The organism is Haladaptatus sp. DYSN1, from assembly GCF_029489995.1.
In the GTDB taxonomy this organism is placed as follows: Archaea; Halobacteriota; Halobacteria; order Halobacteriales; family Halococcaceae; genus QDMS2.
This window is the reverse complement of record NZ_CP120470.1, coordinates 2,332,687-2,359,659: the sequence shown is the minus strand read 5'-3', so window position 1 is coordinate 2,359,659 and position 26,973 is coordinate 2,332,687. Positions and strand designations below refer to the sequence as shown.

Here is a 26,973-nt window from a genome sequence, read left to right as displayed (position 1 = left end):
AAATATAAGATGTATGGCGGCCAAGGGCTAGTCGTAATGCTTAGTGAAGCACTGTCATATCCGCGGAACGGTGACAACTGGCTCAAGACCATCGCGATCGGAGGTGTTCTGACGTTGCTCAGTTTCCTCATCGTCCCCATCTTCCTGGTGCAGGGATACTTCATGCGAATCCTGCGCTCGGCAGTGCGGGGTGAGGCGGGCGCACCGGAGTTCGACGAGTGGATGGACCTGCTGACCGAAGGGCTCATGTCGTTCGTCATCGCCCTCGTGTACGTCGGCATCCCCGGCATCATCTTCACCGTCGGGATGTTCGTGCTGGGATTCGGCGCGGTAGCAGGCGCACAAACTGGGTCGAGCGGCCTGATGGCTGGCCTCGGCATCGTCGGCCTCCTGTTCGGCCTCGTGATGTTCGTCGTCCTGTTGCTCGCCGGGTACGTCGTCCCAGCGGCGATGGCGAACTTCGCGACCAAGCAGTCGTTCGGCGCTGGCTTCGAGTTCGGGACCGTCATGAGCATCGCGCTCACCAGCGACTACCTCGTCGCCTGGTTGCTCGCCATCGTCGTCTCCATCGTTCTCGGAACTATTGCAGGGATGCTCACGGCGATTCTCGTCGGCATCTTCCTGCTGTTCTACGTCCAGATGATGGTGTACTACCTCTACGGACGGGGCTACGCGAACGCACAGGAGACGACTGGTCCGCGGCCCACGGCACAGACTGCTGACTAATCAGTAGGCACTTACGGTCGCAGAGACGACCAATAGGCAATGCGAATCGCGAGCCGGACACGGACAGAGGGCGGCCGCGAGCGAATCGTGCTCGTGCCCGAAAGCCTCGACGACCTCTGGCATCTCACCTATATTTTAGAACCCGGAGACCACGTCTCGGGCGACACGACCCGCCGCATCCAGCGCGACGACGACATGATGCGCGACACGGGCGGCGAACGCGAACACATGAACGTCACCATCGAAGTTGACGAGACGGAGTTCCACAAGTTCGCGAACCGCTTGCGGGTTGGCGGCACCATCGTCGGCTGTTCGCGCGAAGACCAACTCGGCTTCCACCACACGCTCAACGTGGAGGAACGCGAGGAAATCACGGTCGAGAAAGTGTGGCAGGCAGACCAGTTAGACCGACTCGAAGACGCCGTCGAAGCCACCGAGAATCCCGACGTGGCCATCGTGACGGTCGAGGAGGCGCAGGCCTACGTCCACACCGTCGCCCAGTACGGCACGGAGGAGTACGCCTCGATTTCCGGGCCGACGGGGAAAGGCGAGTACGCTCGCTCTCGAAGCGAACTGTTCGAGGAGATTGCGAGCGTCCTCTCGCACTTGGAGGTGGACGCCATCATCCTCGCGGGACCGGGATTCACCAAGCAAGACGCGCTCAAGTTCCTCCAGGAGAACGCGAAGGACATCGCCGAGAAGATTACGACGGTGGACACGAGTTCCGTCGGCGACCGCGGGGTCCACGAAGTCCTGAAGCGTGGGGCGGTCGACCAGGTGCAGGCGGAGACCCGAATCGCCGAGGAGGCCGAACTCATCGACACGCTGATGGAGAACATCGCACAGGACGCGAAAGCCGCCTACGGCGTCGAAGAAGTGCAGAAAGCCTCCGACTACGGCGCAATCGAGAACCTGCTCATCTTGGACGAACGCCTCCGCATGGAACGGGGCGGACAAGGCGACTGGGACTTCGACGTGAACGACCTGATTCAGGCCGTAGAACAGAAAGGCGGCGAAGTCACCGTCTTCTCCAGTGAGTTCCCACCGGGCGAGCAACTCTCGAATTTAGGCGGGATTGCGGCGATTCTCCGCTACCGGTTGCAGTAGTCACTCTTCGTCGATACCGAGCGACAGTCCATCTTTCGCGAACCGTACGTCTCCCTCGTAGTGTTTTCCGATGGAATCGAGCATCTCGCGGTGTTTGCCGTCGGTGTGGGGGTAGAGGTGCGTCAGATAAACTCGTCCAATGTCGAGACCAGCGAGCGACTCGCCGAGCTGGCTCGGCGTCGGGTGGTTCGACACGTCGATTTCGTCCGGGAAGGAACAGTCGTGAGCCAACACGGCGGAGCCTTCTGCAAACTCGGCCAGTTCGCGGATCGCCTCTGAATCGCCCGAGAAGGTGAACACTGGGCCGTCGCTGCCGGTCGGGGTGAATCGGTAGGCGAGACAGTACATGGAGTGGATGGTCTCCCTCGCAGTGATGTCGAAGCCCTTGAGCGTGAATGGTGCATCCGGGTCGACTTCTTGAAGTTCCAGTTCGACTCGGCCTTTCAGATAGTCGTGAACGTCGAGCAGGTCGCTCACGAGGTCCGCGGTTCCTTGCGGTCCGACCACCGTCAGCGATTCTTCCCCCGCCAACCAGCGGGCCTTGAGGAGAGGCAGGAGGTCCGCGATGTGGTCTAAGTGGTGGTGGGTCAGCAAAACTGTGTCAACGGCTTCGTAGCCCGCTTCCGTGCGAGCGAGCGCGTTGAGGACGCCACTCCCACAGTCCACGAGCAGTCGCTCGCCGTTCGATTCGAGGAGGATGCCGGTCTGGTTGCGCTCCCCTGTCGGCATTGCGCTGCCAGTCCCGAGAAACGTCAGTCGCATACAGAACCAGACGCCCGCCTGCGGAAAAGGACTTTTCCTCGCTACCTCGCCCACTCGACCATGCGGGCGTAGAGGTCCATCGTCGAGAGCGCACCCTCGTCGCCGACGAGGACGAGTGCCTTTTTCGCCCGGGTGAGGGCGACGTTCACGCGGCGGTGGTCCTTGAAAATGGGGCTGTCGAGCGTCTCCGTCGTCACGAACGAGACGATGATGACCTCCTTGCTCGACCCCTGGAATCGGTCTACCGTGTCCACAGCAACCGCTTCCGGCACTGCTCGCGAGATTTCTGCTACCTGCGCCCGATACGGCGCGATGACGCCGATGTCCTCGTGGGGGACGCCAGCGGCGGCGTAGGCAGCCACCACGTCAGCGACGGCCGTCGCTTCGTCCGGGTTCGTGTTCCCGACCGCCTTTCCGTCCGGGTCCACGAACGAGACGGTTTCGCTGAGATGCGCTGGGAGCGCCGTCGCGTCCACGCCCGGCAGTTGATCGATGCGCTGGGCGGCCACCTCCGGGGTCGCCGGACGGAGTTTGCCGCCGTAAAATTCCCGCGAGGAGAACGCCTGAATCTTCTGTGCCATGCGGTACTGGCGGTCGAGCATCACCGAGGCCTCGGGAAACTGCTCGTGGAGTCGCTCGAACAGCGACCGCGAGAGGTCGCGGTCTTCGTCTTCGGGTTCGGATTGCACGACTGGCGGCAGTTGCTCGTGGTCGCCGACGAGGACGAACCGCGTTACGAGGTTGATGGCCGCGAGGGTTCCCGGTTCGGTGAGTTGGGCCGCCTCGTCGACGAGCGCCACGTCGAATTCCTGTTCGCGCATCATCCGCGAGCCGCAGGCCGCCGTCGTGGCCGCGACGACGGGGGCGTCGTTGACTTTCGCCGCCTGCGCGGTTGGGTCCCCGCGCGTCTCCAGGCGTTTGTCCTGCATGTCGTGGCGAACGCCAGTTTCTGACCCGACGCGCACGAAGTCCTCGAATCCCTGGTCGCGGAGGGCTTCGAGGGCGTTGTCCACCGCGCGATTCGTGAACGCAGAGAGGAGCACGCGGTCGCCGCGCTCTACGAGAGCCCGAATAATTCGGGCGATGGTGTACGTCTTCCCCGTCCCGGGCGGGCCGTGAATCAGGGCGCAGTCTTCACAGGTGACGGCGAGGTTCACTGCGGCGTTCTGTGATTCGTTATTGTCGATGTACGTGACCTGTTCGTCGCGGAATTCGGGTTCGCGACGGCCGAAGAGGATGTCCTTGCGGCGGACCTCACCCGTGAGAATCGCGTCGTGGAGCGCGACGAGCATCCGGTCTGCCGAGAGTTCGGATGGATACACGTCGAGACGCCGAAATTCGACTGGTTCGTCGGTGACGACGGTGATGTCGGAGCCGAGTTTCTGGATGCGCCCGAGTTCGGCGTGGCCCTGGACCGGGTCGCCGTCGCTCGCGAGTACGACGTCGCCCTCTCTCACCTTCGACACTGGGTCCTCACACGTCGCGTAACACTCCCAGCGACCGTCGTCGAGTTGCTGCTGGCCGGCGGGTTCCAACTCGATGAGTGCGAGGTCGGCGTCTGCACGCTCTGCTGCCGTCTGTTTCCAGAGTTTCGCGTACTCCGCGTGGACGGCACGGCGCTCGTGTTCGACGAGACGGTAGAACTGCTCGAAGTAGTCGCGTTCCTCGTCGGGGACGGATGCGCCAATCGTCCCGGCTTTCGAGTGCTGGCCGAGTCGCCCGGCGATGACCATGCAACTGTCGCGCTCGAAGCAGTACTCGCACTTCGCGTTCGCCTCTTCGCCGGTCGGGACGGACATGTCGTACTCCATCGCGGCGATTTCGTTGCGTTTTCGCAGGACGAACGCGAGAAAGCCCTTGCCCATCGAGAACTCTTTGGCTGGCGAGAGGTCGCCGGTGGCCTCTGCGCGGTCGAGCGCGGCATTTTTCGTGTAAAGCAGGGTTCCCGTGTCGGGCATCTCCCCACGGTCTGAGAGCAGGAGCGAGTAGCAGGCGACCTGCACCTTGTCGTGGAATCGAGGCTCTCGATTCGTGTTCTTCCCGGTCTTCAGTTCGACGGGATTTCCCCGGCGGAGGGCGTCGGCGCGGCCCTTGATGCCGTAGGTCTGGCTGATGAGCATCTGCTCGCTGCGCCAGTTATCTTCGGTTCCGAGCGTGCCCTGGGCCAGCCAGCCTTCGATGGCGCGGGCGTTCGCTTTCACGTCCTCGCGAACCTCCTCGACGTCTTTTTCGAGCAATCCGAGGTCGAGACCAGCCTCCTCAACGCGGTCTGCGACGGCTTCGTCCAAGTTGCCTCCCCGAAGGAGGTCGCCGAACACCTCGTGGACGATGGTCCCCTTGATGACGGGGTAGTTGAGCGGGATGCCGGTAATCTTGTTGAGGTAGTACATCCGCGGGCACTGCACCCACGAGCGGATGTCGGTCACGTTCACGAGGAAGGCGGGCTCGACGACGACCATCGTCTCCTTGGTCGTCGAGTACTGCGTTTCACCCTGATACTCGCGCTCGCTTGCGTCCTTCACCACGAGTTCCATGCCGGGTTCGAGATAGTCGGCGGTCTCTGCCCACTTCCCCCAGAGCGTGAGTTTCACGGGGTCTGCCTGCCCGTCTTCGGGGCGGAGCGTGACCTCTGCGAGGTCGCTCTCGCCGTATTTCGTGTTGACTTGTCGAACGTCCCCTACCTCGACGACGGGTCCCCGTAGATGCACGCCTGCACTCTGTGGCGAGCGGGCAAAAATCCTGCCCGTTTCAGCCACCTGCTGCGTTCGGAAGGGCTATTCGACGGGTGTCCCGAATTCGTGTGTACAAAGAGACCAGTTGCAGTTCTACGCCCTCTATCTCACCCGGTTTGCCGCCGGCTTTGGTCTCGTGACCCTACTCACGTTGCTTTCTGAATATATCGACCTGCTCAACCCCTCCAGGTTCGTCCTCGGCCTGTTCGTCACCTCGCTCACGCTCGCCCAGACCGTCGCCGTCATTCCGCTCGCCTACGGTGGCGACCGCTTCGACAAACGGCTCATCCTCGTCGGGAGTCTCCTCGTCAGCATCGCGGCCTACGTCGGGTTCGCGCTGGTCGATTCGACGACTGGCTTCCTCCTTGCCCGCGTTCCTCCCGCTGGTCGCCCTGAGTGGTCTGCTCGGTGTCGCAGACAGCCTCCGTGAACCGGCGAGCATGGCGCTGTTCGCACACGAGGGGAGCGAGGGTGGCGGCGTGGCGTCCAGTTTCGGTATCCGCGAACTCGTCTGGCGACCGGGCAGCGTCGTCGCGCCCATCGTGGCGGGCGTCGTCTGGGCCCGTTTCGGCATCGAGTGGGTGTTCTTCATCGGCGGCGGGGCGGCCCTCTCGGGCGTGCTCACCTTCGCCGGCATCCTCTATGCCACCCACGGAACGGACGCACTGAGCAGTTGGTAGGATTCCAGCAAGGTATCTGCGCCACCCTGCAAACGGGCAAAAAGTGATGAGGGGCGATACATTCATCCTCGCCCCCGGACTACGAGTGGTATGCGCGTACGGGACTGGCAGGACATTCTCGCAGACGTCGTCGAGAGCGGCGCGGACGCGGGCGACTGGCGGGCCGTCGCTGGCAATCGGTCGCGGGGCCTCGGCGAGGATTTGTACATCGGGCACCCGAAAGCCGGCGTCTTCCAACTCAAGACGTACGCGAAAAACCCCTTCGAGGTGAAGGGCGTTGGCACGCGCGTCGCCCGACGAATCGACGACGACATCGAGCCCTTCTTCCCGAACGAGAAGGTCGGCGGACGCTTTGGCATTCAATCTCCTATTGACGAGTCGAAGGCAGAACGGGCGGGGAAGAAACTCACGGAGATTCTGAACGCTCACGCCGCCGCGCCGACGACGCCGAACGACTTCTTCGAGGACGTCATGGGCGCACTGGAAAGTCCTGCCTTCGGCCCCCTCGAATTCGACCGCACCGAGCGGTCTGCAAAACTCGGGGACCTCGCGTCGACGTTTGAGGAGGCGGAGAAACTGCTCTCGGCCGAACTCGACGACCTCATCGAGGAAGACGAGGTCGGCCGCGGCTTCATGTGACCGGCGATCGAACGCACGGACGTTAAGATGCAGGCGGCCGTTTTCCGACGTATGACTCTCTGCGAGGAATTCCACTGATGGTCGGGCCCTTATCGAGCGAGGAGCGAACGGAGGCGACGACGCGGCTGAAAATTGGGTTCGTGTTGCTGGTCGGCTTCTCGGCCGGGCTGATCACCCTTCCTTCTGAGCCGACGTTCGTCGAATTCGGTGTGGCGTTCCTCGCCGGGTCGGCGCTCGGCGTGTTGCTCGTCTGGCTCGTGTTTCCCGGAACTGGCGACATCGCGGGCGACGCACGCAGACGCCGGTGAAGCGGACAGCGATGTCGGAATCACACGATTGATTACCGTGAAAATGAGAGTTCCAGTGAGAACAGATGGCACGAGCAAGCATCGTGGGAGCCGGCATGACGAAGTTCGGCGTCCACGAGGAAACCTTACCTGAACTCTTCTCCGAAGCAGCCCTTCCAGCGATGGACGACGCCGGTGTCGGAGCCGGAGACGTAGACGCATTCTATCTCGGCAACGCGATGGGCGGACAGACAGAAAACGACACGCACCTCGCGCCGACGCTCGCCTCGCACGTCGGCATCGCGGGCGTTCCGTGTCAGCGCTTCGAGGACGCGTGTGCGACCTCTTCGAACGCCTTCAAACACGCCGTCCAGGACGTGGAGTCCGGACTCCACGACGTGGTCCTCGTCGGCGGGGTCGAACGCTGTACCCCTGAGACGGGCCTCGGCACCGGCGAGATGACGCGCATCTTCGCCTCCGCCAGTCACCGCCAGTACGAACAACCGACGGGGCTCACCTTCCCCGGCGTGTTCGCGCTTCTGACGAAACGACACATGTTCGAGTACGGCACGACCGAGGAGCAACTGGCCGCCGTCGCCGTCAAGAACCACGCTCACGGTGCGCTCAACCCGCGCGCACACTTCGGCCGAGACATCACCGTCGAGGACGTCGTCGACTCGCCTATCATCGCCGACCCGTTCCACCTGATGGACTGCTGTCCATTCTCCGACGGCGCGAGCGCGGTCATCGTCGTCTCCGACGACCTCACAGCGAGTTTCGACGCAGAACCCGTGGACGTGACCGGCGTCGGCCACGGCACGGACATCGTTCCGCTCTCCGACAAACCCGACCTCCCGGCCACGATGTCGGCCCGGCGGGCCGCACAGCAGGCCTACAAGCAGGCGGGTATCACGGCCGATGACGTAGACTTCGCCGAAGTCCACGACTGCTTCACCGGCGCGGAGGTCATGGCCTCCGAGGCACTCGGCCTGTTCGAGGACGGACAGGGAGGCCCGGCTGCGGCAGAGGGACGCACTCGCATTGACGGCGACATGCCAATCAACCCGAGTGGCGGCCTGAAAGCGAAGGGCCACCCGATTGGGGCGACTGGCACGGCACAGATCGTCGAACTCGTCGAACAACTCCGCGGCGACGCTGGCGACCGGCAAATCGAAGATGTCGAAACGGGTATCGCCCACAACCTCGGTGGCGACGCCGGTACCACGCTCGTCTCGGTCCTGGAGGTGCGCGCATGAGCCAACTCGAGATTCCCGAACACCTGAAGTACGACAGCTGGAGTGAAGCACTGAAACAGGGCACGCTGCTCGGCCAGGAGTGTGCCGACTGCGGCCACCAGACCGCCGCGCCGAAAGCCGCGTGCGTCCGCTGTGGTAGCCGCGATATCGAAACCATCGAACTCGAAACCACCGGCGAAGTGTACTCCGAGACGACCATCGCCGTCTCTCCCGTCGGTTTCGAAGGCGGCTACAAAATCGCCATCGTCCACCTCGGCGAGGCCAAAGCGGTCGGCCGCGTTTCCGGCGACGTGGAGATCGGCGACACGGTGACGTTCTCCGGCGCGTTCGAACACGACGGCCAGCCGACGCCGCAATTCGAAGTCGTCTCCGAATAACCCACACTCGTCTTTTTCTCTCGAAACAGCGGTTCTGTTACTGTGCGAGCAGTCGTCGCAATGGTTGGCTAGCCTGCCAACTCTCGCCGAAGCAACACGACGCCAGCACGGACGAGAATGCCGACACTGAACGCGAGCGACCCGAGGACGACGCCGGCGATGGCGAAGAAGGCAAGTCCATCCCACTCGAAAACGACGGAAAGCTGCTCGCGAATCGATAGCCTCGAAATCCCGAAGAAAGCGTGGTCTGCGGTGAAGCCGAGGAGCGAGGCAAAGGTGCCGAGCCACGCGAACAGGAGGCCGTTCTGGGAGTAGCCGATTCCGAAGGCGGCAGCCATCCCGACGAGCGCCGCGTCGCCCGGGATAATCATGAGACAGCCCCCGACTTCGAAGAAACCGAGCGCGTACCCGGCGAAGGTGAACAGGAACAGGGAACTGCAGAGGGCTGCCCAGAACATTCGGTACGATGCGGTTCGATTCGTACCGAGGAGGACCGATTGGAGGGACGGGCGCATATCTCCAGTTTATTGGTCAATTACTTACCAGTTCGTCCGGACCAGTGTCCCGATAGCCGTCAACCTATCAGATTGCCTGAAAGCATTTATGGGCACATTTGAATGGTGGAATTATGTCCCCCCGTTCTCGCAGACACGTCCTCCGGTCCGGCGTCGTTTTCGCCGCCGCACTCGCGGGATGTGTCTCTGACTCGCCGCCACTTGGTGGCGATGGTGAAACGACCACGCAGGGACCGACTGCTACCGACGCGTCGACGCAGACAGCCGCGACTCCAACCGAAACACAGACTCCGGCGTACGACACGTCGGTGCTCACGACCAGTGCGAGTGTCGTTACGCAAGCGACCGCGGACCATCCGGCAGTCGTCAAGCTGCGCCTCACGAACGAAGGCGAGGAGGCGATTCCCATCCAACCCACGGAGGGCGGCGGCTATCCGCTCGAATACTTCCCCACGCTCGACGGCTCCGAGACGAACCTCGTGCTGTACCCGCGGGAACCGACTCACTGGCAGTTCTTCGGGGGCGACGAACTCGCCGACTCACAAACGAACGGCTGCTGGCGGTTCGTCACGGAGGAAGGTGAGAAGCCTCGGGAGGGGGTCCAGCAGCTGGGGTCTGCGGTGACCATCGAACCTAGGAAGTCGTACACCATTCGCCACGAGGTGTACGACCAATCCCCAGAGGGGCCGTGTAGGTCGGCCGGTGAGTATCGTTCGTCACAATCGCTCATGCTTGCGGAGACGCACGAAGAGGGGCCGACGAAAGCGTTCGAGTACACGCTGACCGTCGCCGGGTCGGGCGATATCTCCGTCGTCGCCAATAAACAGTAACCGCCCGCAACCGCTCGGTTTCTGCGATTCAGGCGACCCGGGCAATCCAGCGTGCCGGGTTCTCCAACTCGTCTTTCGTCGGTAGGTTCTCTGGCCGTTCCCAGACCAGTGCGGCCGTCTCGATGTCGCGGACTTCGGCCACCGTCTCGAAGAACTCTTTACCGAGTTCGTACTGACGGCGTTTCATTCCCATGCCGAGCATTCGGCGGACCAGTTGTGCGACGGGGCCGCCGCCCTTGCGTTTCTCGTCTAGTTTCCGTCGGAGGTCTGCGTACTCGCCGTCGAAGGCGTGGTCCATGATGAGTTCTGCATACCCCTCGACGGAGGTCATCGCCACGTTCAGTTCGGTGAACGCCTCGCGGTTCAGGTGTCCGCCGGAGAGGTCTTCGATGCCCTCGCGCATCTGCGCTTCGAGATGGTCAGAGAGCCACGGTGCAGCGCCGAACTCGGCGGCGTGGGCCACTTCGTGGAAGGCAATCCACCGGCGGAAACGCGGGAACGGGACGTCGAGCATGTCGGCCACCTTCTCGATGTTCGGGTGGACGAAGTAGAGGCCGTGGTCGATTTGCTCCTTGGATTCCTCTGCGAGCAGGAGCGGGTCGTACTGCCCAAGGACGTTGTTCGCGAGGAAGGAGAGCGCGAAGGCCATCGTCGCCGTGTTCACGACCCGGGCGACGCCCGGAATCATCGACAGCTGCTGGTCTTCGAGCGGGGCCATGACGCGCTCGAAGGTGGTGATGTTCGCGTCTACCCAGTGGTGTCGGTGCTGGATTTCGACGGTTCGGGGCACGTCGAAATCGATGCCGGACACCTCACGAACCCGCGAGCGGGCGTCGCGGACGTCGTCCGCATAGCCCTGCTGGGTTGACTCGTCTAGCGACAGGTCGCCGGGGTCAGTCGCGGCCTTGGTCGCCTCCGCGACAGCGTGCCAGTCGATGGGGCCGTCGCCCGAGGCGTTGGTGACCGCTCTGACGCTACGAAAGAAGTTCACGGATTGTCTTGGGATGGGCTGGTAAAATGGGTTGTGCCTACTCCAGGTCGACTTCCGACTCGCCGCCCTTGAGTTTCTTTACGACCATCGCCGCGCCGACGAGGAACAGAAGCGCGAGGAGGACGCCTTTCCCACCGACTGGTTTCGCGCGTCCGGACTCGTCGTCGCCGTCTTCGATTTCGATTTCCGTCTCCGATTCGGTATCGATTTTGTCGATGTTACTTTCGCTGTCCTTGTCCGAGCGGCGAAGGCGGCTGAGCCGCCCTCCTTTCTTCGACTCGGACGACTCGTCTGCAGTCGATTTACTGCCCTTTTTGCCACTCGTCTTGCTGAAGGACGGTTTGATGTCGAAATTACCGTCTTCGCCGTGCAGGTGGACCTCGAACAGGGTGAAGTTCGCCATACTATACCCTTGGCTCACCAACTGTTTAGTGGTTGTGGCCTGCTTCGGGAGATTGATACGTTACCCTCACCGAAACTGGGCCATGGACGACACACACCGCGCCTTTCTCGACTCGTTGCTCGACGCGGCGAGTCCATCCGGTTTCGAACTCCCGGCCCAGCGCGTCTGGGTGGAGTACGTCTCGCAGTTCGCAGACGAGGTCACCACCGACGCCTACGGCAACGCCATCGCCGTCTACGAAGGCGGCGACCCCAAACTCGCACTCACGGGGCACGCAGACGAAATCGGGTTCATCGTCCGAACTATCACGGACGACGGCTACGTCATGCTCGACCGAATCGGTGGGGCGGACAAGACCGTCTCGCGTGGTCAGCACATCATGGTTCACGCCGGAGACGGGCCGGTTCCGGGCGTCGTCGGCCAGGCAGCCATCCACCTGCGCGACCCCGAAGACGAGAAAATCTCCGACATCACCGAACAGCACGTCGACATCGGCGCGAGCGACCGGGAGGAGGCCGAGGAACTCGTCGAAATCGGTGACGCCGTCACCTTCTCGACGACGCGTCAGGACCTCCACGGGACGCGCCTCGCCGCCCGGGGAATGGACAACCGCATCGGCATCTGGGCCGCCGCAGAGGGACTCAGGCGGGCGGTGGAGGCGGACGTGGACGCGACGGTGTACGCGGTGAGCACCGTCATGGAAGAGATTGGTCTACAAGGTGCGAAGATGATCGCCCACGACCTGAACCCGGACGTGGCCATCGCCGTGGACGTGACCCACGCGACGGACAGTCCCGACGCGCCCTCGAACAAGGGCGGCGACATTTCACTGGGCGAGGGACCGGTCGTCGCCCGCGGGTCGGCCAACCACCCGACAGTGGTGGACCTGGCCCGACAGGCAGCGGAGAAGGCCGAAATCGACGTGCAATTGCAGGCGGCGGGGTCGTTCACCGGCACAGACGCTGACGCCTTTTTCACGACTCGCGGGGGCATTCCCTCCCTCAATATTGGGCTGCCGAACCGCTACATGCACACGCCGGTCGAGGTCATCGACACCGAGGACCTCTCTGCGATGGCTGACCTGCTCTGTGCTATCGCGGACCATGCCTCCGAATACGGGGAGTTCTCCGTCTCGCTTTGAGACAGGCCGGTACGTTTAATACCGCGACGAAGGGCCGTATGGGTATGAGTGGACGACCGCTCGACGTCCTCGAGGCGTCGTTAGGGGAGGAAGTCACCGTTCGCCTGAAAGACGGCGAGGTGTTCACCGGCGAGCTTGCCGGCTACGACCAGCATATGAATCTCGTGGTTGAGTCGGATGAAGACACAACCATTATACGCGGCGATAACGTCGTCACGATTACTCCATGACTGGTGCAGGCACTCCAAGCCAGGGTAAGAAGAACAAGACGACGCACGTAAAGTGTCGTCGCTGCGGGAACAAGTCCTACCACATCAAGAAGAAGGTCTGTGCGTCCTGCGGCTTCGGGAAAACGGCAAAGCGCCGTGAGTACGCCTGGCAGTCGAAAGCCGGCGAATAGACGCGACGAACGTGCGGCCGCGGTTGCGGCCGCGTAGCAGTTCTCTCTATGCTTCCTGTGGGACCAGCCCACAGGGTGCGTGTTGTTCTCATCCGACCCAGCGCACCGCTACCCGTACCACTCTCCATAAGCGGGCGTTCCCCACCATCGAATATACACGAACGTGTATATTTGCGTGAAAACTACAGGCGATTACGACACAATGGCGGGGGTTTTTAGGGTTGGCCACCACACCATCGACCATGGCAGATGGGCGGGATTCCCCACACACCCAATACGGCTTGACCGAAAAGTGCGGCGTCGTCGGCATCTCGCTGGCCGACCGGGCCGCCGCTCGACCCCTCTACTACTCCCTGTACGCACTCCAGCACCGCGGCCAGGAGTCTGCGGGCATCGTGACTCACGACGGCTTCCAGCAGTACAGCCACGTCGAGATGGGCCTCGTCGGCGACGCCTTTACGCTTTCAGACCTCTCGGGCCTCCACGGGCGCGTCGGTATCGGTCACGTTCGCTACCCGACGGCGGGCAGCGTCGATTCGAGTTGTGCCCAGCCCTTTTCGGTCTCGTTCAAGAGCGGGTCGCTCGGCCTCGCCCACAACGGCAATCTGGTAAACGCAGACCAAATTCGCGAAGAACTCGAAGGCCAGGGCCACGCCTTTACCTCCGACGGCGACACCGAGGTCATCGCCCACGACCTCGCGCGAAACCTCTTAGACGGCGACCTGATTCGAGCCGTGAAGAAGACCATGAACCGCATCCACGGGTCGTACGCACTCACCATCATGCACGACGACACGGTGATGGGCGTCCGTGACCCGGAGGGGAATCGCCCACTCGTCCTCGGCAAACTCGAAGACGGCTACGTGCTGGCCTCCGAAAGCGCGGCCATCGACACGCTGGACGGCGAACTCGTCCGCGACGTTCGACCGGGCGAACTCATCGTCCTCGCCGAAGACGGGTCCGAGTACGACTCCTACCAACTCGTCGAACAGGAGAACACGGCACACTGCTTTTTCGAATACGTCTACTTCGCCCGCCCGGATTCGGTCATCGACGGCAAACTCGTCTACGAGGTGCGTCGGGAACTCGGGCGCAAACTCTGGGAGGAGAGCGGCATCGAGACGGACGTCGTCATGCCCGTGCCCGACTCCGGCCGCGCGTTCGCCTCCGGCTACGCGGACGCCGCTGGCGACGGCGTCGAGTTCGCAGAAGGCCTGATGAAGAATCGCTACGTCGGGCGGACGTTTATCATGCCGACACAGGACGAACGCGAGCGAGCAGTCCGACTCAAATTGAACCCCATCAAGTCCACCGTCGAGGGCAAGACGGTCACCCTCATCGACGACAGTATCGTCCGGGGGACGACCTCGAACCAACTCGTCCAGTTGCTCAAAGACGCTGGCGCGACGGAGGTCCACATGCGCATCGGCGCACCCGCCATCATCGCGCCGTGTTACATGGGTATCAACATGGCTACTCGCGAGGAACTCATCGCCGCCGACAAGACGACGGCGGAGATTCGCGACGTCATCAACGCCGATAGCCTCTCCTATCTCTCCATCGACGCAATTGCGGAGACGCTCGACAAAGAGCGCCTCGACCTCTGTCTCGGCTGTGTCACTGGAGAGTATCCGTACGATATCGACGGTGAAGAGACCGACCGGAACGTCGCCAGACCGGTGCTGTCGGACGATTGAACGTCCGTCAGAAGATGATGTAGAGCAGCAGGTAGACACCGATTCCCATCGAGAACGACACGAGCCAGAGCGCCGCGGCGACCCGGCCGACGCGCTTGTGGTTCGATTTCGGAATCTCGTTGATGGGGCGCGTCACCGCCGTCAGTACCACGTAGTAGAGCAGCGGGATGCAGACGATGGCGAACACCATGTGGACGGCGAGAAACGGGTAGTAGAGGTAGAGTTTTACCGTCTCTGGACCCGCAAAGCTGGTCGTCCCGACGGAGGCGATGCGATAGAGATAGAGTAGCAGGAACAGGGCGAACAGGCCGAGCGCCGTGAGCATGGCTGCGCGGTGTTTCAGAATCTGTCCCTGTCGAATCCAGCGCCATCCCTGGACGATGGTGAGGATGGCGACGAAGCTGATGGCGGCGTTCGCGTGGGGAATTGCGTCGTAAACCCATGCTGGTGCGCGTGGCAGGACGCCTGCTGGAATCGCGCCGAGGACGGCCCCGAACACGAGCGCCAGCGAGATGGCCGTGAGCAGGCCGGTAAGGGCTGGCACACGGTCTCTGGTGAGGACCTCCATGCGTCTTCTTGCGCTTGCGGACGGATAGCCGTTACTCGTTGCTTTCAGCCGACGGCGCGATTTAACTCAGTTATAACCATCATCGTGTCGCGCCACCTATACGAGCAGATGACGCTACGCCGCCGCCACTTCCTCGTGACTGCTGGACTGCTCTCTCTTTCAGGCTGCTCCGTCACCCAGCCGGAACCGACCACGACCACGCGCACGGGAGACGACGAACCGACGACCACGACCACGACGCAGACGAGCACCCCCACAGCGACTCCAACGGAGACCCCCACCCCGACGGAAACCGAAACGCCGACCGAAACCCCCACCGAGACAGAAACGCCGACTGAGACGCCCGTCGAGACACCAGCAGAAAACGAAGACGCACGAGCAGCCCTCACTCGCGCCGACTTCCACGTCGCCGAGGCCGTCGAGATTTACAGCGACTTCGGGAACGGCGGGTTGATTCTCGGCGTGACCGGCGCGACCGAGGGATTCTCCTGGACGCGCGTCGCCAACAAGGTCCGCGAATCGTGGGACGAACTCGACACCGCGGACGCACTCGGTTCGGACGCCCAGCGCGAGCGCAGCGCACAGCTTCGTGACGTTGGCGAGTTCCTCCGCCTCGCAGCGCGGTGTCAGGACCGCCTCGTCGTCGCCTATCAGGAGACGGTCCGGGCGACCGACGGGCTTTACGCAGCCGACAATTTCGAGTTTACGGCGGGCCTCAACCGCGCCTCGGATGCGAGGACCAGCGCGACGAACATCCTCGAACGGATTCGCGAGGACACAGATCCCGAGAACACCCGTGCGACGGAGGCGCTCTCTATCTCCGAGTACGAGCAGAAACTCGCCCAGTTCGAAGACGAACTCACGGCGAATGCGGCGCTCGCCGACCTGCTCCGCGACCTCGACACGGCACTCGGGATCTACGAGGAGGCGGTTTCCGCGCTGTTCGCGACAGAGTACGCCACTGCGATGGAGGACTTCGAGGAGGTCATCGGCGAACTCGACGTGCTCATCGAGGATTTCGCGGACCTCGATCGCCCACGGGCCTACGACTCGCTCGTCTCCGAGCTGGAAGCCGCCACGTCGGTCTTACAGGACGCAGCAGAAGACCTGCGCGACAGCGCGATTGCCGGCGACGAAGACGACGACGCCACCCGCGACGACGCCCTCGAGGACGCGAGAGCGCGCCTCATGGCGAACGCAACGGTCGCCGAAATGGCACTCGCGGAAGCCGTCGTGGACGGCGAATTCAGCGCCTGACAACAACGGGTTTACGTCCCGGGCGGTCTCTCCTTTTCGTATGCGCATCGAGAACAGTTTCATTCCCGTTCGGGGGGTCGGTGAAGGGACCGAGCGCTCTCTCTGGCAGTCGGGAATCACCCACTGGGACGAGTTCGACCGCGACGCCGTCTCGGCGCGGAAAGCCGACGCGATAGAGCAGTTCATCGTGACGGGGTACGAACGCCTGGACGCAGGCGACGCCCGCCACTTCGACGACATCTTCCCGTCCGGCGAGCAGTGGCGTATTTACGAGAACTTCGCAGACGACGTCTGCTTTTTCGACATCGAAACGACGGGCCTCAGCCACCACAATTCCGTCGTAACGACGGTGAGCTTTCACCAGAACGGCGAGACGACCACACTCGTCCGCGACGACGACCTGACCGCTGACGCACTCTCTGCCATCTTCGACGACGCGAAGGTCATCGCCTCGTTCAACGGCAAGCGCTTCGACGTGCCGTTTCTCGAAGGGTCGTTCGACGTGAACATCGACCACCCTCACATCGACCTCATGTACACCTGCAAGAAGCTTGGCCTCTCCGGCGGGCTGAAGCAGATTGAGAAAGATATCGGCATCGACCGTGACGAACCCGACATCACGGGCCGAGACGCCGTTCGCCTCTGGAAGGAACACGAACGCGGGAAAGACGGGTCGCTCGACACGCTCGTCAAGTACAATCGCGCCGACACGGTGAATCTGGAGACGCTGATGCAGACGGCCACTCGCCGCCTCCACGAGAACGTGTTCGAGGCTGGCTGCAACGGGAACTGAACGACTTTTTCACTTCGCTCACGCGGTTCGACGTTCGTACTCAGCGAGCCGACTGCTCACCGATGGACCTCTACAGGACACTATCTGTCGAGACTACCGGCTGTTGAATATTGGTTCCGTAGTAAGTTTGTGCGTGGGTGCTGTCTCTGAGACGAGCACCCGCACTGTGGCGCAAATGAATGCGCCGGGCAGTGCGTGGGACCGGATTTGAACCGGCGGACCTCTACAGGACAGCGCCCTCAACGCTGCGCCGTTGGCCTGGCTTGGCTACCCACGCAAGCCGTTCTTTGTAAGCAATCTTTGTTTTCTCGGGGGTAAATAAAAGGGTGTTCATTTTCTGTCGGGGTCGGGAGGCGGTCACATGGCAGACGGCGGCCTGATTTGGCGGTCGGCTGTGCCCCGCTCACGAACGAGAAGTGCTTTTTCTCTCCGGCCGATACTCTCAGTTATGCGACCCCGGACGGTCCTCGCCCTCGCCCTCGTCGTGGTCACCCTCGGCAGCCTGGTCGTCCTCGGCGCGACGAGCGTGTTGAACCCGAGTGGCACTCTCACCGAGCAGTGGGTCTCTGACACCGGGCGGTCCGTCCAATCGAATCATCACGCCCCCGCCGCGGGTCGGATTCACGGGCAACCGTGGGTGTACGCCCCCGTGAGCGGCCCCACTGACCCCGAGGGCTGTGCGCTGGTCGCCCTCTCGGGTAGCGACGGACAGACGCGCTGGACTCACGAAATTCCCGAGGAAGGCTGTGAAATCCACTCCGTCGCCGACCCGGCGCTCGCCGACTACGACGGCGACGGTACCCGCGAGGTCATCGCGGCCACGACCGAGCAGGCCGTCATCGCCTTCGACCCACTGACCGGCGACGAGGAGCTGCGCTACGAACTCGGTTCGTATGGCTACACCCAGCCTGTCGTCGCGGACGTGACCGGTGACGGCGCGTCTGAAATCGTCGTCGTGGACATCAAGGGAACCGTCGCGGTCATCCGCCCGGACGGGACCGCCCTCTGGACGACGAACCTCTCTACGTACGTGTGGGGTCAACCCGCCGTCGCGGACTTCGACGGCGACGGGGAGGGGGCAGAAATCGCCCTCAGTCTGTCGAATGGCGAGATTCGCCTGTACGAAGCGGACGGGACGGAACAGTGGACGAAACAACCGTTCGACGGGTCGATAACCTGGATGACCACCGGGCAGGCAGACGACGACCCACAACACGAAATGGTCGTGGCGACAACCGCCGGAGTGGTCGGAATGGTCGATGGGGCGGACGGCACAATCGAGTGGGAGCACTCCTTTGGCCGTCTCGCTGCGGTTCACGCCTTTGGCGACGGCGACCGCGACGGCGACTCAGAGGTGTACGCCACGGCCAAGGACGGGAAACTCCGAAGCATGGACGCCGCCACGGGCGACATCGAGTGGGAGACGACCCTCACCACCGAGTCGGTCCAGATGATGCCGCCGCCGAAACTCGGCGACGTGGACGGCGACGGCGAGGACGAACTGGTCGCCGTTTCGAACGACGGTATCGTGTCGGTCGTCGACCCAGTTTCGGGCGACGTCCTCGGCTCTAGCCAGCGGGACGTGCAGATTTTCACCCACCCGGCGCTCGCGGACACAGACGGTGACGGAAAAGCAGAAATTTACGTCATGTACGGCGACGGACGGGTCTTTGCCTTCGACTACGACGAGCGCTGAAACGTCATCGGTTCCATGTCGATGAACGCGGTTTCGTACCCTTCGTGGCGGGCGACCTGCGGGACGATGTCCACGGTGACGCCGAGTTCGTCCCACGAGGCGTCCGCGTCTACGAGGGCTCCGTAGTGGTAGTTCAGAGCTGGGTCGAGCGTCCGCGTGAACTGGAGTTCCGAAACCGTCTCACCGGCCGCAGAGAGCGTTCCAGAGAGCCCCATCGCAGGGATGACGTACTGATTGTACGGCGTCCGCGCGGACAGGGCGAGGTAGGCGTCGCCGTCAATTCCCGCGGGTACCTCGTCGCCCGAGAGCAGAGTCGCGAGGAAGACGGCATCCCCGCTCGTCGCCTCACCGACGAGCGTCCCCGGAAGGTCGTCTTTCGCCGGGACGGTGCCGTTCGGCATCATCTCCATGTTCATCGGTTCGAGCGCCCCGCGATTTCCAGCCTCGTCTTCGAGGAGACGGTAGGGCAGTTCCTCCAGTTTCGATTGGCTGAACTCGAAGTCGATATCGACGGACGCCGGGTCGCCGAATTTGTCCTGGAACGCGCCGGTTCGGCGGATGTTGATCCCGCCCACCGAGATGGTCGCGGTGTAGGTGCCGTCACCGGACAGCGGCATGTTGTCCCCGTAGTGGAAGCCCATCTGCTGGGCGAGCATCGGGTAGATAACCTCCTCTTCGCCGTCGATTTCGACCGACAGGCCCGTCTCGGGGAGGACGACGCCCGTTTCCGGGTCCCAGACGGTGGCCATCAGGTGAACCGAATCGTCAGACTGTGCGTCCGTCCGCTGGGTAGCGCCCTCGTTCATGTTCCAGAAACGGTGGGGATAGCTGTACATCAGGGCGAACTGGTAGTCCCCGGATTTGCCCATGCCGACCATCTCCATGCCCTCTGCGTGCGTTGGAAGATAGACCGCGTTCGGGCGGAAGTCAGCGAGTGGGGGTTCGCGGACCGACCGAGTTTCGAACATCCCGGTACAGCCCGCGAGCGCGGCGGTTCCGACGACGCCGCTCGCCCGGAGAAAGGTGCGCCGATTCATTGCCGATTTCTTCGCACGGGCAAAGAAAGACGCTTCTGGTTCAGTTATCGAATGCGTGAACCAGTCTCATGCGACGGGGTTGAGAGGACGGTGGTTCGCTGCCAACCACGTCGAAAGCCCATCGAGGCCCGGAAAGAGCGTTCGGTGGTTGACGTTAGAGCGGTCGTGCCGGGCGCGAACCTCCCGTTTTCGCTCGGCGAGAAATTATCCTGGGCGGCTTTCGACTCTCGACAGCCCGGTTTTCACCGCTTGCGCCCGAGGAGGACGCTGAGGAGGGTCACGCCAGCGATGGCGCTCAACAGCCCGAAACCAGGCCCGTCGGTCGAAGTCGTCGTGGTTGCGGCGGGTTCTGTCGTCTCGGTGGCCGACTGGGTAGCGGTCGCAGACGGTGTGTTCACCAGTCCCCCGTCGCCGTTGTCGTTTCCGAGTGGCTTTTTGACCGTGAACAGCGACGCGACGGGTTGGTCGCCTGCGGTCACGAGTCGGTCCGTCTCGGGGTCGAACGTCCCGTCGCCGTCGTCAGCGTACACCGTCGCCCAGAGTAGGAACTGAGCCTGCTGGTCGTCGTAGTAGGCCAGGTCCACCGCGACAGAGACGTTGGTCGTCGTGCCGGCTTCGAGGGCGGTGTGGCCGACGATGGTCCCGGGCTGGCCATTCGTGTTCGTCTTCAGGACGACGAAACTCGACTGGCTCGTGGTGATCTGCGGGAGGAACACGGTGCCGTTCTGTGCCTCCTTCACGCTAAACCCGGAGGCAGCGACGGCGACTGACCCTGCACCCTTCCGGACGGTAATCGGGGTGGCAGCGGCTCCGCCAAAGCCCTGGAGTTCGCCATCGGTTTCGGGGTCGAACGTGCCGTCGCCGTTGTCCTCGTGAAGCACTGCCCACACGGTTTCGTTGCCGCTCATCGACCCCCAGAACTCGTCGCTCATGTTCACGCTAATCGGCGAGTGGAAGCCGCGGCGTAGTGGCTTGTGGCCGATGACCTCCCCCGGTTCGCCTTCGTCGTCTGCGTGCAGGACGAGGTACGAGTCCTGGTCGACGAACAGTCGTTCCACCATCACCGACCCGTCGCCGGATACCTGGCTGTCGGCACTGAGGTGGTTTCCGTGAGCGCTAACCGCTGTGGCTCCGGCGAGGAGGGACGCCGCGACGACCACTGCCACGACCACTCGACTGGCGCGTTTCATCGATTGTCGCCACGTTCTCGTTCGGCAGATAAAACCTCACTGCCCGGTCAGTGAGATTTCCATCTCACGCATCTGGAGGAACGCCTTCTCGTAGCCTTCGTGACGGGCGACCTGCGGCGGCGTGTCCACCGTCACCGTCAGCGTATCGCCCGGTTCGACGCCGGAGACGCCCGCTCCATAGTGATAGTTGAGCGTCGGGTCAAGCGTCCGTTCGAAGGTTCCACTATAAATCTCTTCGCCACCGCGCGAAAGTGTTCCACTGAGCGCCATCGCCGGGATGACAAAGCGGTTGTAGGGCGTGCGCGCCGAGACGGCGAGATAGTGGTCGGCGTCGATTCCCGCCGGTACTTCGTCGCCTTCGAGGTGGGTCACGACGAACACGGCGTCGTCGCTCGTCCCCTCGCCGAGGACAGTTCCCGGCAGTTCCTCGCGGGTCGGCGCATAGCCGAGGGGCATCATCATGTCCATCGGTTTGACCGCGCCGGGGTCCCCCGCCTGCTCGATTTCGGTGATTGAAATCTGCTCGCGGGTGTCCTTGTTGAACTCGAAGTCGATGTCCGCGCTCGCGGGGTCGCCGAATTTGTCCTGGAACGCGCCGGTTCGGCGGATGTTGATCCCGCCCACCGAGATGGTCGCGGTGTACGTCCCGTCACCCGAGAGTGGGATGTTGTCCCCGTAGTGAAACCCCATTCGCTGGGAGAGCATGGGGTAGATAACCTCCTCCTGCCCATCGACCTCGACGGAGACGCCGGTTTCGGGCAACACAGTTCCCGTTTCGGGGTCCCAGACCGTAGTCATCAGGTGAACCGAGTCGGATTCCTCGATGGTCGTCTTGCTCAGTTGACTCCCGTTTACGTTCCAGAAGTCGTGGGTGACGGTGTACATCAGGCCCACCTTGTACGGGCCAGCGTCGGCCATCCCGGCCATGTGCATCCCCTCGACGAACGACTGGATGTAGACGCCGTCTGCGTCAGGTTGTCCGGTGGTCGTCGGGGACTGGTCGCCGGCCGTCGTCGTGGCTGTGTCGGTTTCAGCGGGAGTGCCCTGGTCCAGACACCCCGCGAGGCCGACGCTGCCGAGGGCGCAGAGATGGAGGAGGTGGCGGCGATTCATGCCTGAGTGCGTGTGACCATGCTACATAGTCATTCTGGTCGGATTGTCGAACGGCCCGGAAAACAGTGAGAAGCGCGCATTTTTTACAGTCAGTTTACCTAAACCCGGACATGGCCAAGTACTCGACCGGCAGCAACCGCGGGGGCGGCGGTGGCGACTCGTGTGAGCTCTGTGGCAAGACCACCGGCGATTTGCGGACGGAAACGATAGCCGGGGCTGAGTTACTCGTCTGTCGCGACTGTGCGCCCCACGGCGACTCGAAGCGCGAACGAAAGGAGCGCGCAAACGAACCCGAGGAGCGCCGCGAAAGCCGCAAGAAACGCGCCGCACGGAACGTCGCGCGGATGGCGGATGCGCGAAAGGGGGACCCGACCCACTGGGAGAAAGAGGGAACCCACTATGACGAGGACCCACTTCCGTACCTCGTGAAGGGATACGGCGACCTCGTGACCGCCGCGCGCCAGGAGGCGGGTCTCACGGTCTCGGACCTCGCTGAAGACCTCGAACTCGACGAAGACGACGTCCTTGCGGTCGAACAGGGTCGCGCGACGAGTGCCGGCGTCGGCGGGTCGGTCATCGAAGCCCTGGAAGAACGCTTCGACCTGACGCTCGCCGAGTGAGGAAAGGGGCAACTTTTTCGACCCGCACTCCAGATTGTGGGTATGGAACTCACGCCAGAACAACAGGCGATACAGGAGGCCGTCCGCGAGTTTTCGCTAAACGAGATTCGGCCCACCGCCGAGGAGGCAGACCGCGAGCAGGTATTCCCGGAGGAGGTCTGGCAGGGCCTCGCCGACCTCGACCTGCTCGGGCTCAACATTCCCGAGGAGTTCGGCGGGTTCGGTGGCGACCGGATGACCTACAGCATCGTGAACGAGGAAGTCGCCTACGGGATGCTGGCGGCGGCGACGGCGATGTCCGTCCAGTACCTCGTAAACGCCTGTATCGACGAGTTCGGCAGCGACGACCACCGCGAGCAGTGGCTGCCCCGACTGGCGAGTGGCAAATCCATCGGCGCGTTCTGTCTCTCTGAACCAGGTGCGGGTTCGAACCCGGCACAGATGGAAACCGAAGCCAAGCGCGAGGGCGACGAGTACGTCATCAACGGCAAGAAACAGTGGATTACGAACGGCCAGCGTTCGGACGTCGCGGTCGTGTTCGCCAAAACTGACCGCGCCGACCCCCGCAGCGTCACGCAGTTCCTCGTCCCGAAGGACACCCCGGGCGTCGAAGTCGGGAAGAAAGAGGACAAACTCGGACTTCGGGCGAGCGACACGACGGGCCTCCTGTTCGACGACGTGCGTATTCCGGCGGAAAATCGGCTGACAGAGGAGGGCAAAGGCCTCTCGGCCGCACTCTCGATTCTTACGGGCGGGCGCATCGCCATCGCCTCACAGGCAGTGGGCGTCGCTCAGTCAGCGCTCGACGAGGCCGTCTCGTACGCACAGGAACGCGAGCAGTTTGGCAACCCCATCTCCGAGATTCAGACAATCCAGCACAAACTCGCCGACATGCAGACGAAAGTGCAGGCGGGGCGGTTGCTCGCTCGCGACGCCGCCCGCCGCGACGACGCCGGCGAGGACGTTCAGATGGCCGCGAGCATGGCGAAGTACTTCGCGAGCGAGAACGCCGTGCAGGTAGCCAATCAGGCCGTCCAGATTCACGGCGGTTACGGCTACACCACCGATTTCCCCGTCGAACGGATGTACCGCGACGCGAAGGTTACGACCATCTACGAGGGAACGTCGGAGATTCAAAAATTGGTCATCGCCCGGAACCTGCTCGGGTGAGCGTCTGACACCAGGAAACACGACAATCAGCTATACAGCAACCTTTTATCAATCTCCCGCGAAGGGTGTGTAAATGGTTCTCACGGGAACACCGTCGGTCGTCGGCTTCGACGTCGAATCGGCCATCGAAGCCGCACACGCCGTCGTCGGTGACGACCTGCTCATCGGCGTTGAGTACGATCGCGAGGCGTTCAACATCCTCTACGTCACCGAACCCGTCTCGTCGCTCTACACTGACGATGCGCAGATGGAGTCACACTTCGACAGCATCCACTCCTACGTCCACCTCGATTTCACCGAACGCGAACTGTTCAAAGACCTGTTCGTCGACCCCGTGGGCGTCCGGGCGTTCGTCACCTACATGGGGAACATGATTGCCATCCGGTTCATGGCCGGTGAGGATGGACTGTTTCTCGGGCTCGCGCCCGGAGCCGAAGTGACCGACGTGGTCTCGCAGGTGGAAGCCGCCATCGAAACCTGATGGCCGAAGGGGTTTTGAGCGGAGGGATGGATGATATGGCTGTGAATTCCTCCTCGCTCGCGTCGGCGGATGCGATCGTGTACGACCTCGACGGGACGCTGGTACGACTCGATGTCGATTGGAAGGTGGTTCGGGACAACGTGACCGCGGCGCTCGAAAAGAAGGGCGTCGAGACGAATGGCGAGGACCTCTGGGGCCTGCTCGACCTCGGGAGAGAGACGGGCAACGGCCCGCTCGTCGAATCGATAATCGCCGACCACGAGCGAACCGGCGCACAGACCTCGACGCGCCTCTTTCTAGCTGATGCGATTCCGACGACCGTGCCGGTTGGTGTCTGCTCGCTCAACTGCGCTTCTGCGGTCCACATCGCGCTCGAAGCCCACGACCTCACAGAGCGCGTCGCTGCTGTCGTCGGCCGCGACTCGCTCCCGGAGCAAAAACCCCATCCAGACCCGTTGCTCGCGGTCATCGAGGAACTGGGCGCTGACCCGGAGAACACGGTGTTCGTCGGGGATTCGAAGAGCGACGCAGAGACGGCAGAACGAGCGGGGACGAAGTTCGTCTACGTCGAGGCGCTTCGCCGGGCGTAGGTGTAGACGGAAAGCGCCGTGCAAATCCAGATGATGGCACCGATGCGGATGGCGAACGAGGCGCGGGCCGACCACGTCGGGAGCGAGTAGGGAATCGAGAGGACCGTCACGACGGGCGCGCCGATGAGGATGGTGAGGACGAACGTGACCTGCATTATCCACGTGTAGTCGATACCATCGACTTCGGTCGTCTCGACGCGTGTTGGCACAGGGTGACGTAGCGGGGGTGGGAGGTTAACGGTTGCCGTTTCGGGCCTGTCGGCGACCGAATACGTTTAATCCTCCCCCATCCACGTTTGGGATATGCCCACGACGGTCACGGATATCCGCAAGATGGCGGGCACGGCGCGCATCGCGATGATGACGGCGTACGATGCGCCGACCGCGAAAATCGCGGACGAACAGGGCCTCGACATCCTCCTCGTCGGCGACAGCCTCGGGAACACCTCCCTCGGGTACGATTCGACGCTGCCGGTGACGGTAGACGACACGGTTCGCCACACGGCGGCGGTCGCGCGCGCCGCGAAAAACGCACTCGTCGTCGCCGACATGCCGTTTCTGAGTTTCGGCGTGGACGACGCAGAAAGCGTCACGAACGCCGGACGGATGATAAAAGAGGCCGGCGCGAAGGCGGTCAAAATCGAGAGCGGACCGCACACCGTCGAACTCACGCGCAAGCTGACCCAGCTCGGAATTCCGGTCATGGCGCATCTCGGGTTGACGCCCCAGCAGGTGAACCAACTCGGCGGGTACACCCGGCAGGGGACGACTCGCGAGTCAGCGACCCAGATTCTCGACCTCGCAAAACATCACGAAGAGGCGGGCGCATTCTCGCTCGTCCTCGAACACGTCCCGGCCAACCTCGCCGCGCAGGTGACCGAGGCGCTCGAAATTCCTACTATCGGCATCGGTGCGGGCCCGGACACGGACGGGCAGGTGCTCGTCGTGGACGACGTCGTCGGCTTGAGCGACTGGCAACCGCCGTTCGCAAAACAGTTCGGCAACGTCCGCAAGGAGATGGAGCAGGCAATCGGAACGTACGCAGACGAGGTCCGGTCCGGGTCCTTCCCCGACCCCGAACACAGCCACGTCGAAGAAGACTTAGACGACCTCTACTGAGCGAGGAAGCGTTCGATTGCGTTCGCGAACGCAGCAGGTTGTTCTATCATCGCGAGATGGGCCGCATCTTCTATCATGGCAAGCGTCGCGTTCGGCATGTGTTCGACCAGATACTCGTGGTAGGACACGGGTGTCAGCCGGTCGTATTCGCCGACGAGCGCGAGCGTCGGCGTCTCCACGTTGTCGAGTTGGTCGCGAACGTCGAATCGGTGGCAGGTACGAAAGTCACGCTCTGTGACCGCGCTTCCGACGGCGTTCATCGTGGCTTTCGAATGGTCGACGACCGTGCTCGTGGTGTCGTGAAACAGCATGTCTTCGCCGTGGAGGAACTCGACCGCTCGCTCGTAGTCGTCGTCCAGCCAGCGGAGCAAGTCGTCGAGGACGGAGAGTTTCGCGCCCGTCCCCGCGAGGACGGCGGCTTCGAGTTCGACGTCGCGCTCGACCAGCAGGTGGAGGATGACCGCGCCGCCGAGTGAGTTGCCGACGAGGACGGACGCGCCCGTTTCTTCGACGACGGCGAGCACGTCGTCAGCGTAGGCCGCGAGCGTGCTAAAGCCAGGCTCTGCGTCGATGTCGTCGGATTCGCCGTGGCCACTCAGGTCGAGGGCGACGGCGGGTCGAGTATTCGCCCGCCGGCCATAGATGCCCGTCCACACGCGGTGGGTTCCACCGCTCCCGTGGACGTAGCAGATTGGCTGGCCAGCGTCGCCGAAATCGGTGCGTCGATACGCCGTCTCGCGGCCGTGGTGGGAAACTGTCTTCATACCGGACCAACACAGGCGCGATAGATAAATTT

The 26,973-nt window shown here is 62.9% G+C and carries 30 protein-coding genes, 1 tRNA gene and 1 pseudogene; 20 read left to right on the top strand and 12 right to left on the bottom strand.

All coding sequences use genetic code 11. The annotated features are described in order from the left end of the window. Positions 1 to 36: 36 nt before the first annotated feature. Entirely contained in the window at positions 37 to 726 is a 690-nt protein-coding gene (locus P0648_RS12765; protein ID WP_276246884.1) for a DUF4013 domain-containing protein, read from the top strand. A 39-nt stretch (positions 727 to 765) separates the two neighbouring features. Further along, positions 766 to 1,833, top strand: coding sequence for an mRNA surveillance protein pelota (locus P0648_RS12760; protein ID WP_276246885.1), 1,068 nt, complete (start codon positions 766 to 768; stop codon positions 1,831 to 1,833). On the opposite strand, the gene P0648_RS12755 is transcribed toward P0648_RS12760, so the two are convergent. Together P0648_RS12755 and P0648_RS12750 are read right to left on the bottom strand one after the other, a co-directional pair. Beyond that, positions 1,834 to 2,595 (bottom strand): MBL fold metallo-hydrolase, encoded by a 762-nt coding sequence (locus P0648_RS12755; RefSeq protein ID WP_276246886.1) that lies wholly within the window; start codon positions 2,593 to 2,595, stop codon positions 1,834 to 1,836. Between the two features lie 41 nt (positions 2,596 to 2,636). Beyond that, complete coding sequence (locus P0648_RS12750) at positions 2,637 to 5,303, bottom strand: AAA domain-containing protein (RefSeq protein ID WP_277504220.1); 2,667 nt, start codon at positions 5,301 to 5,303, stop codon at positions 2,637 to 2,639. A gap of 109 nt (positions 5,304 to 5,412) precedes the next feature. Between P0648_RS12750 and P0648_RS12745 the strand changes: the two are divergent. From P0648_RS12745 to P0648_RS12725, 5 genes and pseudogenes are all read left to right on the top strand, one after another. Continuing rightward, a pseudogene (locus P0648_RS12745) lies at positions 5,413 to 6,007 on the top strand (MFS transporter). A 90-nt stretch (positions 6,008 to 6,097) separates the two neighbouring features. Then, positions 6,098 to 6,646, top strand: a complete 549-nt coding sequence (locus P0648_RS12740; RefSeq protein ID WP_276274824.1) for a hypothetical protein — start codon at positions 6,098 to 6,100, stop codon at positions 6,644 to 6,646. A 77-nt stretch (positions 6,647 to 6,723) separates the two neighbouring features. Next, positions 6,724 to 6,954: a hypothetical protein gene (locus P0648_RS12735; RefSeq protein ID WP_276246889.1), complete on the top strand. Its 231-nt coding sequence runs from the start codon at positions 6,724 to 6,726 to the stop codon at positions 6,952 to 6,954. 65 nt (positions 6,955 to 7,019) lie between these two features. After that, entirely contained in the window at positions 7,020 to 8,189 is a 1,170-nt protein-coding gene (locus P0648_RS12730) for a thiolase domain-containing protein (protein ID WP_277504219.1), read from the top strand. After that, positions 8,186 to 8,566 (top strand): Zn-ribbon domain-containing OB-fold protein, encoded by a 381-nt coding sequence (locus P0648_RS12725; RefSeq protein WP_277504218.1) that lies wholly within the window; start codon positions 8,186 to 8,188, stop codon positions 8,564 to 8,566. Before P0648_RS12730 ends, P0648_RS12725 begins: the two co-directional genes overlap by 4 nt. Positions 8,567 to 8,634: 68 nt before the next feature. On the opposite strand, the gene P0648_RS12720 is transcribed toward P0648_RS12725, so the two are convergent. Then, the gene (locus P0648_RS12720) at positions 8,635 to 9,081 is read right to left on the bottom strand and encodes a hypothetical protein (protein ID WP_276246892.1); all 447 of its coding nucleotides are present in this window, start codon (positions 9,079 to 9,081) and stop codon (positions 8,635 to 8,637) included. A 113-nt stretch (positions 9,082 to 9,194) separates the two neighbouring features. Here P0648_RS12720 and P0648_RS12715 point away from each other — a divergent pair, with 113 nt between their 5' ends. Then, positions 9,195 to 9,911 (top strand): hypothetical protein, encoded by a 717-nt coding sequence (locus P0648_RS12715; protein WP_276246893.1) that lies wholly within the window; start codon positions 9,195 to 9,197, stop codon positions 9,909 to 9,911. 28 nt (positions 9,912 to 9,939) lie between these two features. On the opposite strand, the gene P0648_RS12710 is transcribed toward P0648_RS12715, so the two are convergent. Beyond that, the gene (locus P0648_RS12710; RefSeq protein WP_276246894.1) at positions 9,940 to 10,902 is read right to left on the bottom strand and encodes a zinc-dependent metalloprotease; all 963 of its coding nucleotides are present in this window, start codon (positions 10,900 to 10,902) and stop codon (positions 9,940 to 9,942) included. A gap of 37 nt (positions 10,903 to 10,939) precedes the next feature. Beyond that, entirely contained in the window at positions 10,940 to 11,305 is a 366-nt protein-coding gene (locus P0648_RS12705; RefSeq protein WP_276246895.1) for a hypothetical protein, read from the bottom strand. An 82-nt stretch (positions 11,306 to 11,387) separates the two neighbouring features. Here P0648_RS12705 and P0648_RS12700 point away from each other — a divergent pair, with 82 nt between their 5' ends. The 4 genes from P0648_RS12700 to purF all read left to right on the top strand — a co-directional run bounded on the left by P0648_RS12700 (position 11,388) and on the right by purF (position 14,543). Beyond that, positions 11,388 to 12,446, top strand: a complete 1,059-nt coding sequence (locus P0648_RS12700) for a M20/M25/M40 family metallo-hydrolase (protein WP_276246896.1) — start codon at positions 11,388 to 11,390, stop codon at positions 12,444 to 12,446. A gap of 44 nt (positions 12,447 to 12,490) precedes the next feature. Continuing rightward, on the top strand, positions 12,491 to 12,676 hold the full coding sequence (locus P0648_RS12695; RefSeq protein WP_276246897.1) for an LSM domain-containing protein: 186 nt from the start codon (positions 12,491 to 12,493) through the stop codon (positions 12,674 to 12,676). Then, positions 12,673 to 12,846, top strand: a complete 174-nt coding sequence (locus P0648_RS12690; protein ID WP_276246898.1) for a 50S ribosomal protein L37e — start codon at positions 12,673 to 12,675, stop codon at positions 12,844 to 12,846. Before P0648_RS12695 ends, P0648_RS12690 begins: the two co-directional genes overlap by 4 nt. A gap of 242 nt (positions 12,847 to 13,088) precedes the next feature. Then, on the top strand, positions 13,089 to 14,543 hold the full coding sequence (purF, locus tag P0648_RS12685) for an amidophosphoribosyltransferase (protein ID WP_369685085.1): 1,455 nt from the start codon (positions 13,089 to 13,091) through the stop codon (positions 14,541 to 14,543). A 7-nt stretch (positions 14,544 to 14,550) separates the two neighbouring features. On the opposite strand, the gene P0648_RS12680 is transcribed toward purF, so the two are convergent. Further along, entirely contained in the window at positions 14,551 to 15,111 is a 561-nt protein-coding gene (locus P0648_RS12680) for a DUF420 domain-containing protein (protein WP_276246899.1), read from the bottom strand. A 108-nt stretch (positions 15,112 to 15,219) separates the two neighbouring features. Here P0648_RS12680 and P0648_RS12675 point away from each other — a divergent pair, with 108 nt between their 5' ends. Together P0648_RS12675 and P0648_RS12670 are read left to right on the top strand one after the other, a co-directional pair. Continuing rightward, a complete protein-coding gene (locus tag P0648_RS12675) occupies positions 15,220 to 16,368 on the top strand; it encodes a hypothetical protein (protein ID WP_276246900.1) in 1,149 nt (382 codons plus the stop codon). 40 nt (positions 16,369 to 16,408) lie between these two features. Further along, positions 16,409 to 17,161, top strand: a complete 753-nt coding sequence (locus P0648_RS12670) for a ribonuclease H-like domain-containing protein (protein ID WP_277504214.1) — start codon at positions 16,409 to 16,411, stop codon at positions 17,159 to 17,161. 192 nt (positions 17,162 to 17,353) lie between these two features. On the opposite strand, the gene P0648_RS12665 is transcribed toward P0648_RS12670, so the two are convergent. Continuing rightward, a tRNA-Leu gene (locus tag P0648_RS12665) sits at positions 17,354 to 17,438 on the bottom strand. Between the two features lie 84 nt (positions 17,439 to 17,522). On the opposite strand from P0648_RS12665, the gene P0648_RS12660 reads away from it, so the two are divergent. After that, on the top strand, positions 17,523 to 18,857 hold the full coding sequence (locus P0648_RS12660; RefSeq protein WP_276246902.1) for a PQQ-binding-like beta-propeller repeat protein: 1,335 nt from the start codon (positions 17,523 to 17,525) through the stop codon (positions 18,855 to 18,857). Here the strand turns inward: P0648_RS12660 and P0648_RS12655 are convergent. The 3 genes from P0648_RS12655 to P0648_RS12645 form a co-directional block, all read right to left on the bottom strand. After that, positions 18,842 to 19,894 carry a twin-arginine translocation signal domain-containing protein gene (locus tag P0648_RS12655; RefSeq protein ID WP_277504213.1) on the bottom strand — a complete coding sequence of 351 codons (1,053 nt, stop codon included), beginning with the start codon at positions 19,892 to 19,894 and terminating at the stop codon, positions 18,842 to 18,844. The genes P0648_RS12660 and P0648_RS12655 overlap by 16 nt on opposite strands. 242 nt (positions 19,895 to 20,136) lie before the next feature. Then, positions 20,137 to 21,084, bottom strand: a complete 948-nt coding sequence (locus tag P0648_RS12650; protein WP_276246904.1) for a hypothetical protein — start codon at positions 21,082 to 21,084, stop codon at positions 20,137 to 20,139. 36 nt (positions 21,085 to 21,120) lie between these two features. Continuing rightward, the gene (locus P0648_RS12645; protein WP_276246905.1) at positions 21,121 to 22,197 is read right to left on the bottom strand and encodes a fe2+ transport protein; all 1,077 of its coding nucleotides are present in this window, start codon (positions 22,195 to 22,197) and stop codon (positions 21,121 to 21,123) included. A 110-nt stretch (positions 22,198 to 22,307) separates the two neighbouring features. Between P0648_RS12645 and P0648_RS12640 the strand changes: the two genes are divergently transcribed. The 4 genes from P0648_RS12640 (at position 22,308) to P0648_RS12625 (ending at position 25,058) form a co-directional block, all read left to right on the top strand. After that, positions 22,308 to 22,817: a multiprotein-bridging factor 1 family protein gene (locus tag P0648_RS12640; protein ID WP_276246906.1), complete on the top strand. Its 510-nt coding sequence runs from the start codon at positions 22,308 to 22,310 to the stop codon at positions 22,815 to 22,817. A gap of 42 nt (positions 22,818 to 22,859) precedes the next feature. Then, positions 22,860 to 23,987, top strand: a complete 1,128-nt coding sequence (locus P0648_RS12635) for an acyl-CoA dehydrogenase family protein (protein ID WP_276274825.1) — start codon at positions 22,860 to 22,862, stop codon at positions 23,985 to 23,987. Positions 23,988 to 24,060: 73 nt separating this feature from the next. Further along, positions 24,061 to 24,468, top strand: a complete 408-nt coding sequence (locus P0648_RS12630) for a hypothetical protein (protein WP_276246908.1) — start codon at positions 24,061 to 24,063, stop codon at positions 24,466 to 24,468. Positions 24,469 to 24,503: 35 nt separating this feature from the next. Next, complete coding sequence (locus P0648_RS12625; protein WP_276246909.1) at positions 24,504 to 25,058, top strand: HAD family hydrolase; 555 nt, start codon at positions 24,504 to 24,506, stop codon at positions 25,056 to 25,058. On the opposite strand, the gene P0648_RS12620 is transcribed toward P0648_RS12625, so the two are convergent. Then, positions 25,031 to 25,267, bottom strand: coding sequence for a DUF5822 domain-containing protein (locus P0648_RS12620; protein WP_276246910.1), 237 nt, complete (start codon positions 25,265 to 25,267; stop codon positions 25,031 to 25,033). The two genes, P0648_RS12625 and P0648_RS12620, sit on opposite strands and share 28 nt — an antisense overlap. A gap of 94 nt (positions 25,268 to 25,361) precedes the next feature. Here P0648_RS12620 and panB point away from each other — a divergent pair, with 94 nt between their 5' ends. Continuing rightward, positions 25,362 to 26,177: a 3-methyl-2-oxobutanoate hydroxymethyltransferase gene (gene panB, locus P0648_RS12615; protein WP_276246911.1), complete on the top strand. Its 816-nt coding sequence runs from the start codon at positions 25,362 to 25,364 to the stop codon at positions 26,175 to 26,177. Here panB and P0648_RS12610 read toward each other — a convergent pair. After that, complete coding sequence (locus tag P0648_RS12610; protein ID WP_276246912.1) at positions 26,171 to 26,941, bottom strand: alpha/beta fold hydrolase; 771 nt, start codon at positions 26,939 to 26,941, stop codon at positions 26,171 to 26,173. The genes panB and P0648_RS12610 overlap by 7 nt on opposite strands. Between the last annotated feature and the right edge of the window lie 32 nt (positions 26,942 to 26,973).

Coding starts and splice junctions, on each gene's coding strand:
- P0648_RS12630 (WP_276246908.1), top strand. CDS start 24,061: ATGGTTCTCACGGGAACACCGTCGGTCGTCGGCTTCGACGTCGAATCG.
- P0648_RS12720 (WP_276246892.1), bottom strand. CDS start 9,081: ATGCGCCCGTCCCTCCAATCGGTCCTCCTCGGTACGAATCGAACCGCA.
- P0648_RS12645 (WP_276246905.1), bottom strand. CDS start 22,197: ATGAATCGCCGCCACCTCCTCCATCTCTGCGCCCTCGGCAGCGTCGGC.
- P0648_RS12650 (WP_276246904.1), bottom strand. CDS start 21,084: ATGAAACGCGCCAGTCGAGTGGTCGTGGCAGTGGTCGTCGCGGCGTCC.
- P0648_RS12760 (WP_276246885.1), top strand. CDS start 766: ATGCGAATCGCGAGCCGGACACGGACAGAGGGCGGCCGCGAGCGAATC.
- P0648_RS12660 (WP_276246902.1), top strand. CDS start 17,523: ATGGCAGACGGCGGCCTGATTTGGCGGTCGGCTGTGCCCCGCTCACGA.
- P0648_RS12680 (WP_276246899.1), bottom strand. CDS start 15,111: ATGGAGGTCCTCACCAGAGACCGTGTGCCAGCCCTTACCGGCCTGCTC.
- P0648_RS12635 (WP_276274825.1), top strand. CDS start 22,860: ATGGAACTCACGCCAGAACAACAGGCGATACAGGAGGCCGTCCGCGAG.
- P0648_RS12700 (WP_276246896.1), top strand. CDS start 11,388: ATGGACGACACACACCGCGCCTTTCTCGACTCGTTGCTCGACGCGGCG.
- P0648_RS12755 (WP_276246886.1), bottom strand. CDS start 2,595: ATGCGACTGACGTTTCTCGGGACTGGCAGCGCAATGCCGACAGGGGAG.
- P0648_RS12705 (WP_276246895.1), bottom strand. CDS start 11,305: ATGGCGAACTTCACCCTGTTCGAGGTCCACCTGCACGGCGAAGACGGT.
- P0648_RS12735 (WP_276246889.1), top strand. CDS start 6,724: ATGGTCGGGCCCTTATCGAGCGAGGAGCGAACGGAGGCGACGACGCGG.
- P0648_RS12765 (WP_276246884.1), top strand. CDS start 37: ATGCTTAGTGAAGCACTGTCATATCCGCGGAACGGTGACAACTGGCTC.
- P0648_RS12640 (WP_276246906.1), top strand. CDS start 22,308: ATGGCCAAGTACTCGACCGGCAGCAACCGCGGGGGCGGCGGTGGCGAC.
- P0648_RS12670 (WP_277504214.1), top strand. CDS start 16,409: ATGCGCATCGAGAACAGTTTCATTCCCGTTCGGGGGGTCGGTGAAGGG.
- P0648_RS12740 (WP_276274824.1), top strand. CDS start 6,098: ATGCGCGTACGGGACTGGCAGGACATTCTCGCAGACGTCGTCGAGAGC.
- P0648_RS12610 (WP_276246912.1), bottom strand. CDS start 26,941: ATGAAGACAGTTTCCCACCACGGCCGCGAGACGGCGTATCGACGCACC.
- P0648_RS12655 (WP_277504213.1), bottom strand. CDS start 19,894: ATGAATCGGCGCACCTTTCTCCGGGCGAGCGGCGTCGTCGGAACCGCC.
- P0648_RS12625 (WP_276246909.1), top strand. CDS start 24,504: ATGGCTGTGAATTCCTCCTCGCTCGCGTCGGCGGATGCGATCGTGTAC.
- P0648_RS12730 (WP_277504219.1), top strand. CDS start 7,020: ATGGCACGAGCAAGCATCGTGGGAGCCGGCATGACGAAGTTCGGCGTC.
- P0648_RS12715 (WP_276246893.1), top strand. CDS start 9,195: ATGTCCCCCCGTTCTCGCAGACACGTCCTCCGGTCCGGCGTCGTTTTC.
- purF (WP_369685085.1), top strand. CDS start 13,089: ATGGCAGATGGGCGGGATTCCCCACACACCCAATACGGCTTGACCGAA.
- P0648_RS12695 (WP_276246897.1), top strand. CDS start 12,491: ATGAGTGGACGACCGCTCGACGTCCTCGAGGCGTCGTTAGGGGAGGAA.
- panB (WP_276246911.1), top strand. CDS start 25,362: ATGCCCACGACGGTCACGGATATCCGCAAGATGGCGGGCACGGCGCGC.
- P0648_RS12725 (WP_277504218.1), top strand. CDS start 8,186: ATGAGCCAACTCGAGATTCCCGAACACCTGAAGTACGACAGCTGGAGT.
- P0648_RS12690 (WP_276246898.1), top strand. CDS start 12,673: ATGACTGGTGCAGGCACTCCAAGCCAGGGTAAGAAGAACAAGACGACG.
- P0648_RS12675 (WP_276246900.1), top strand. CDS start 15,220: ATGACGCTACGCCGCCGCCACTTCCTCGTGACTGCTGGACTGCTCTCT.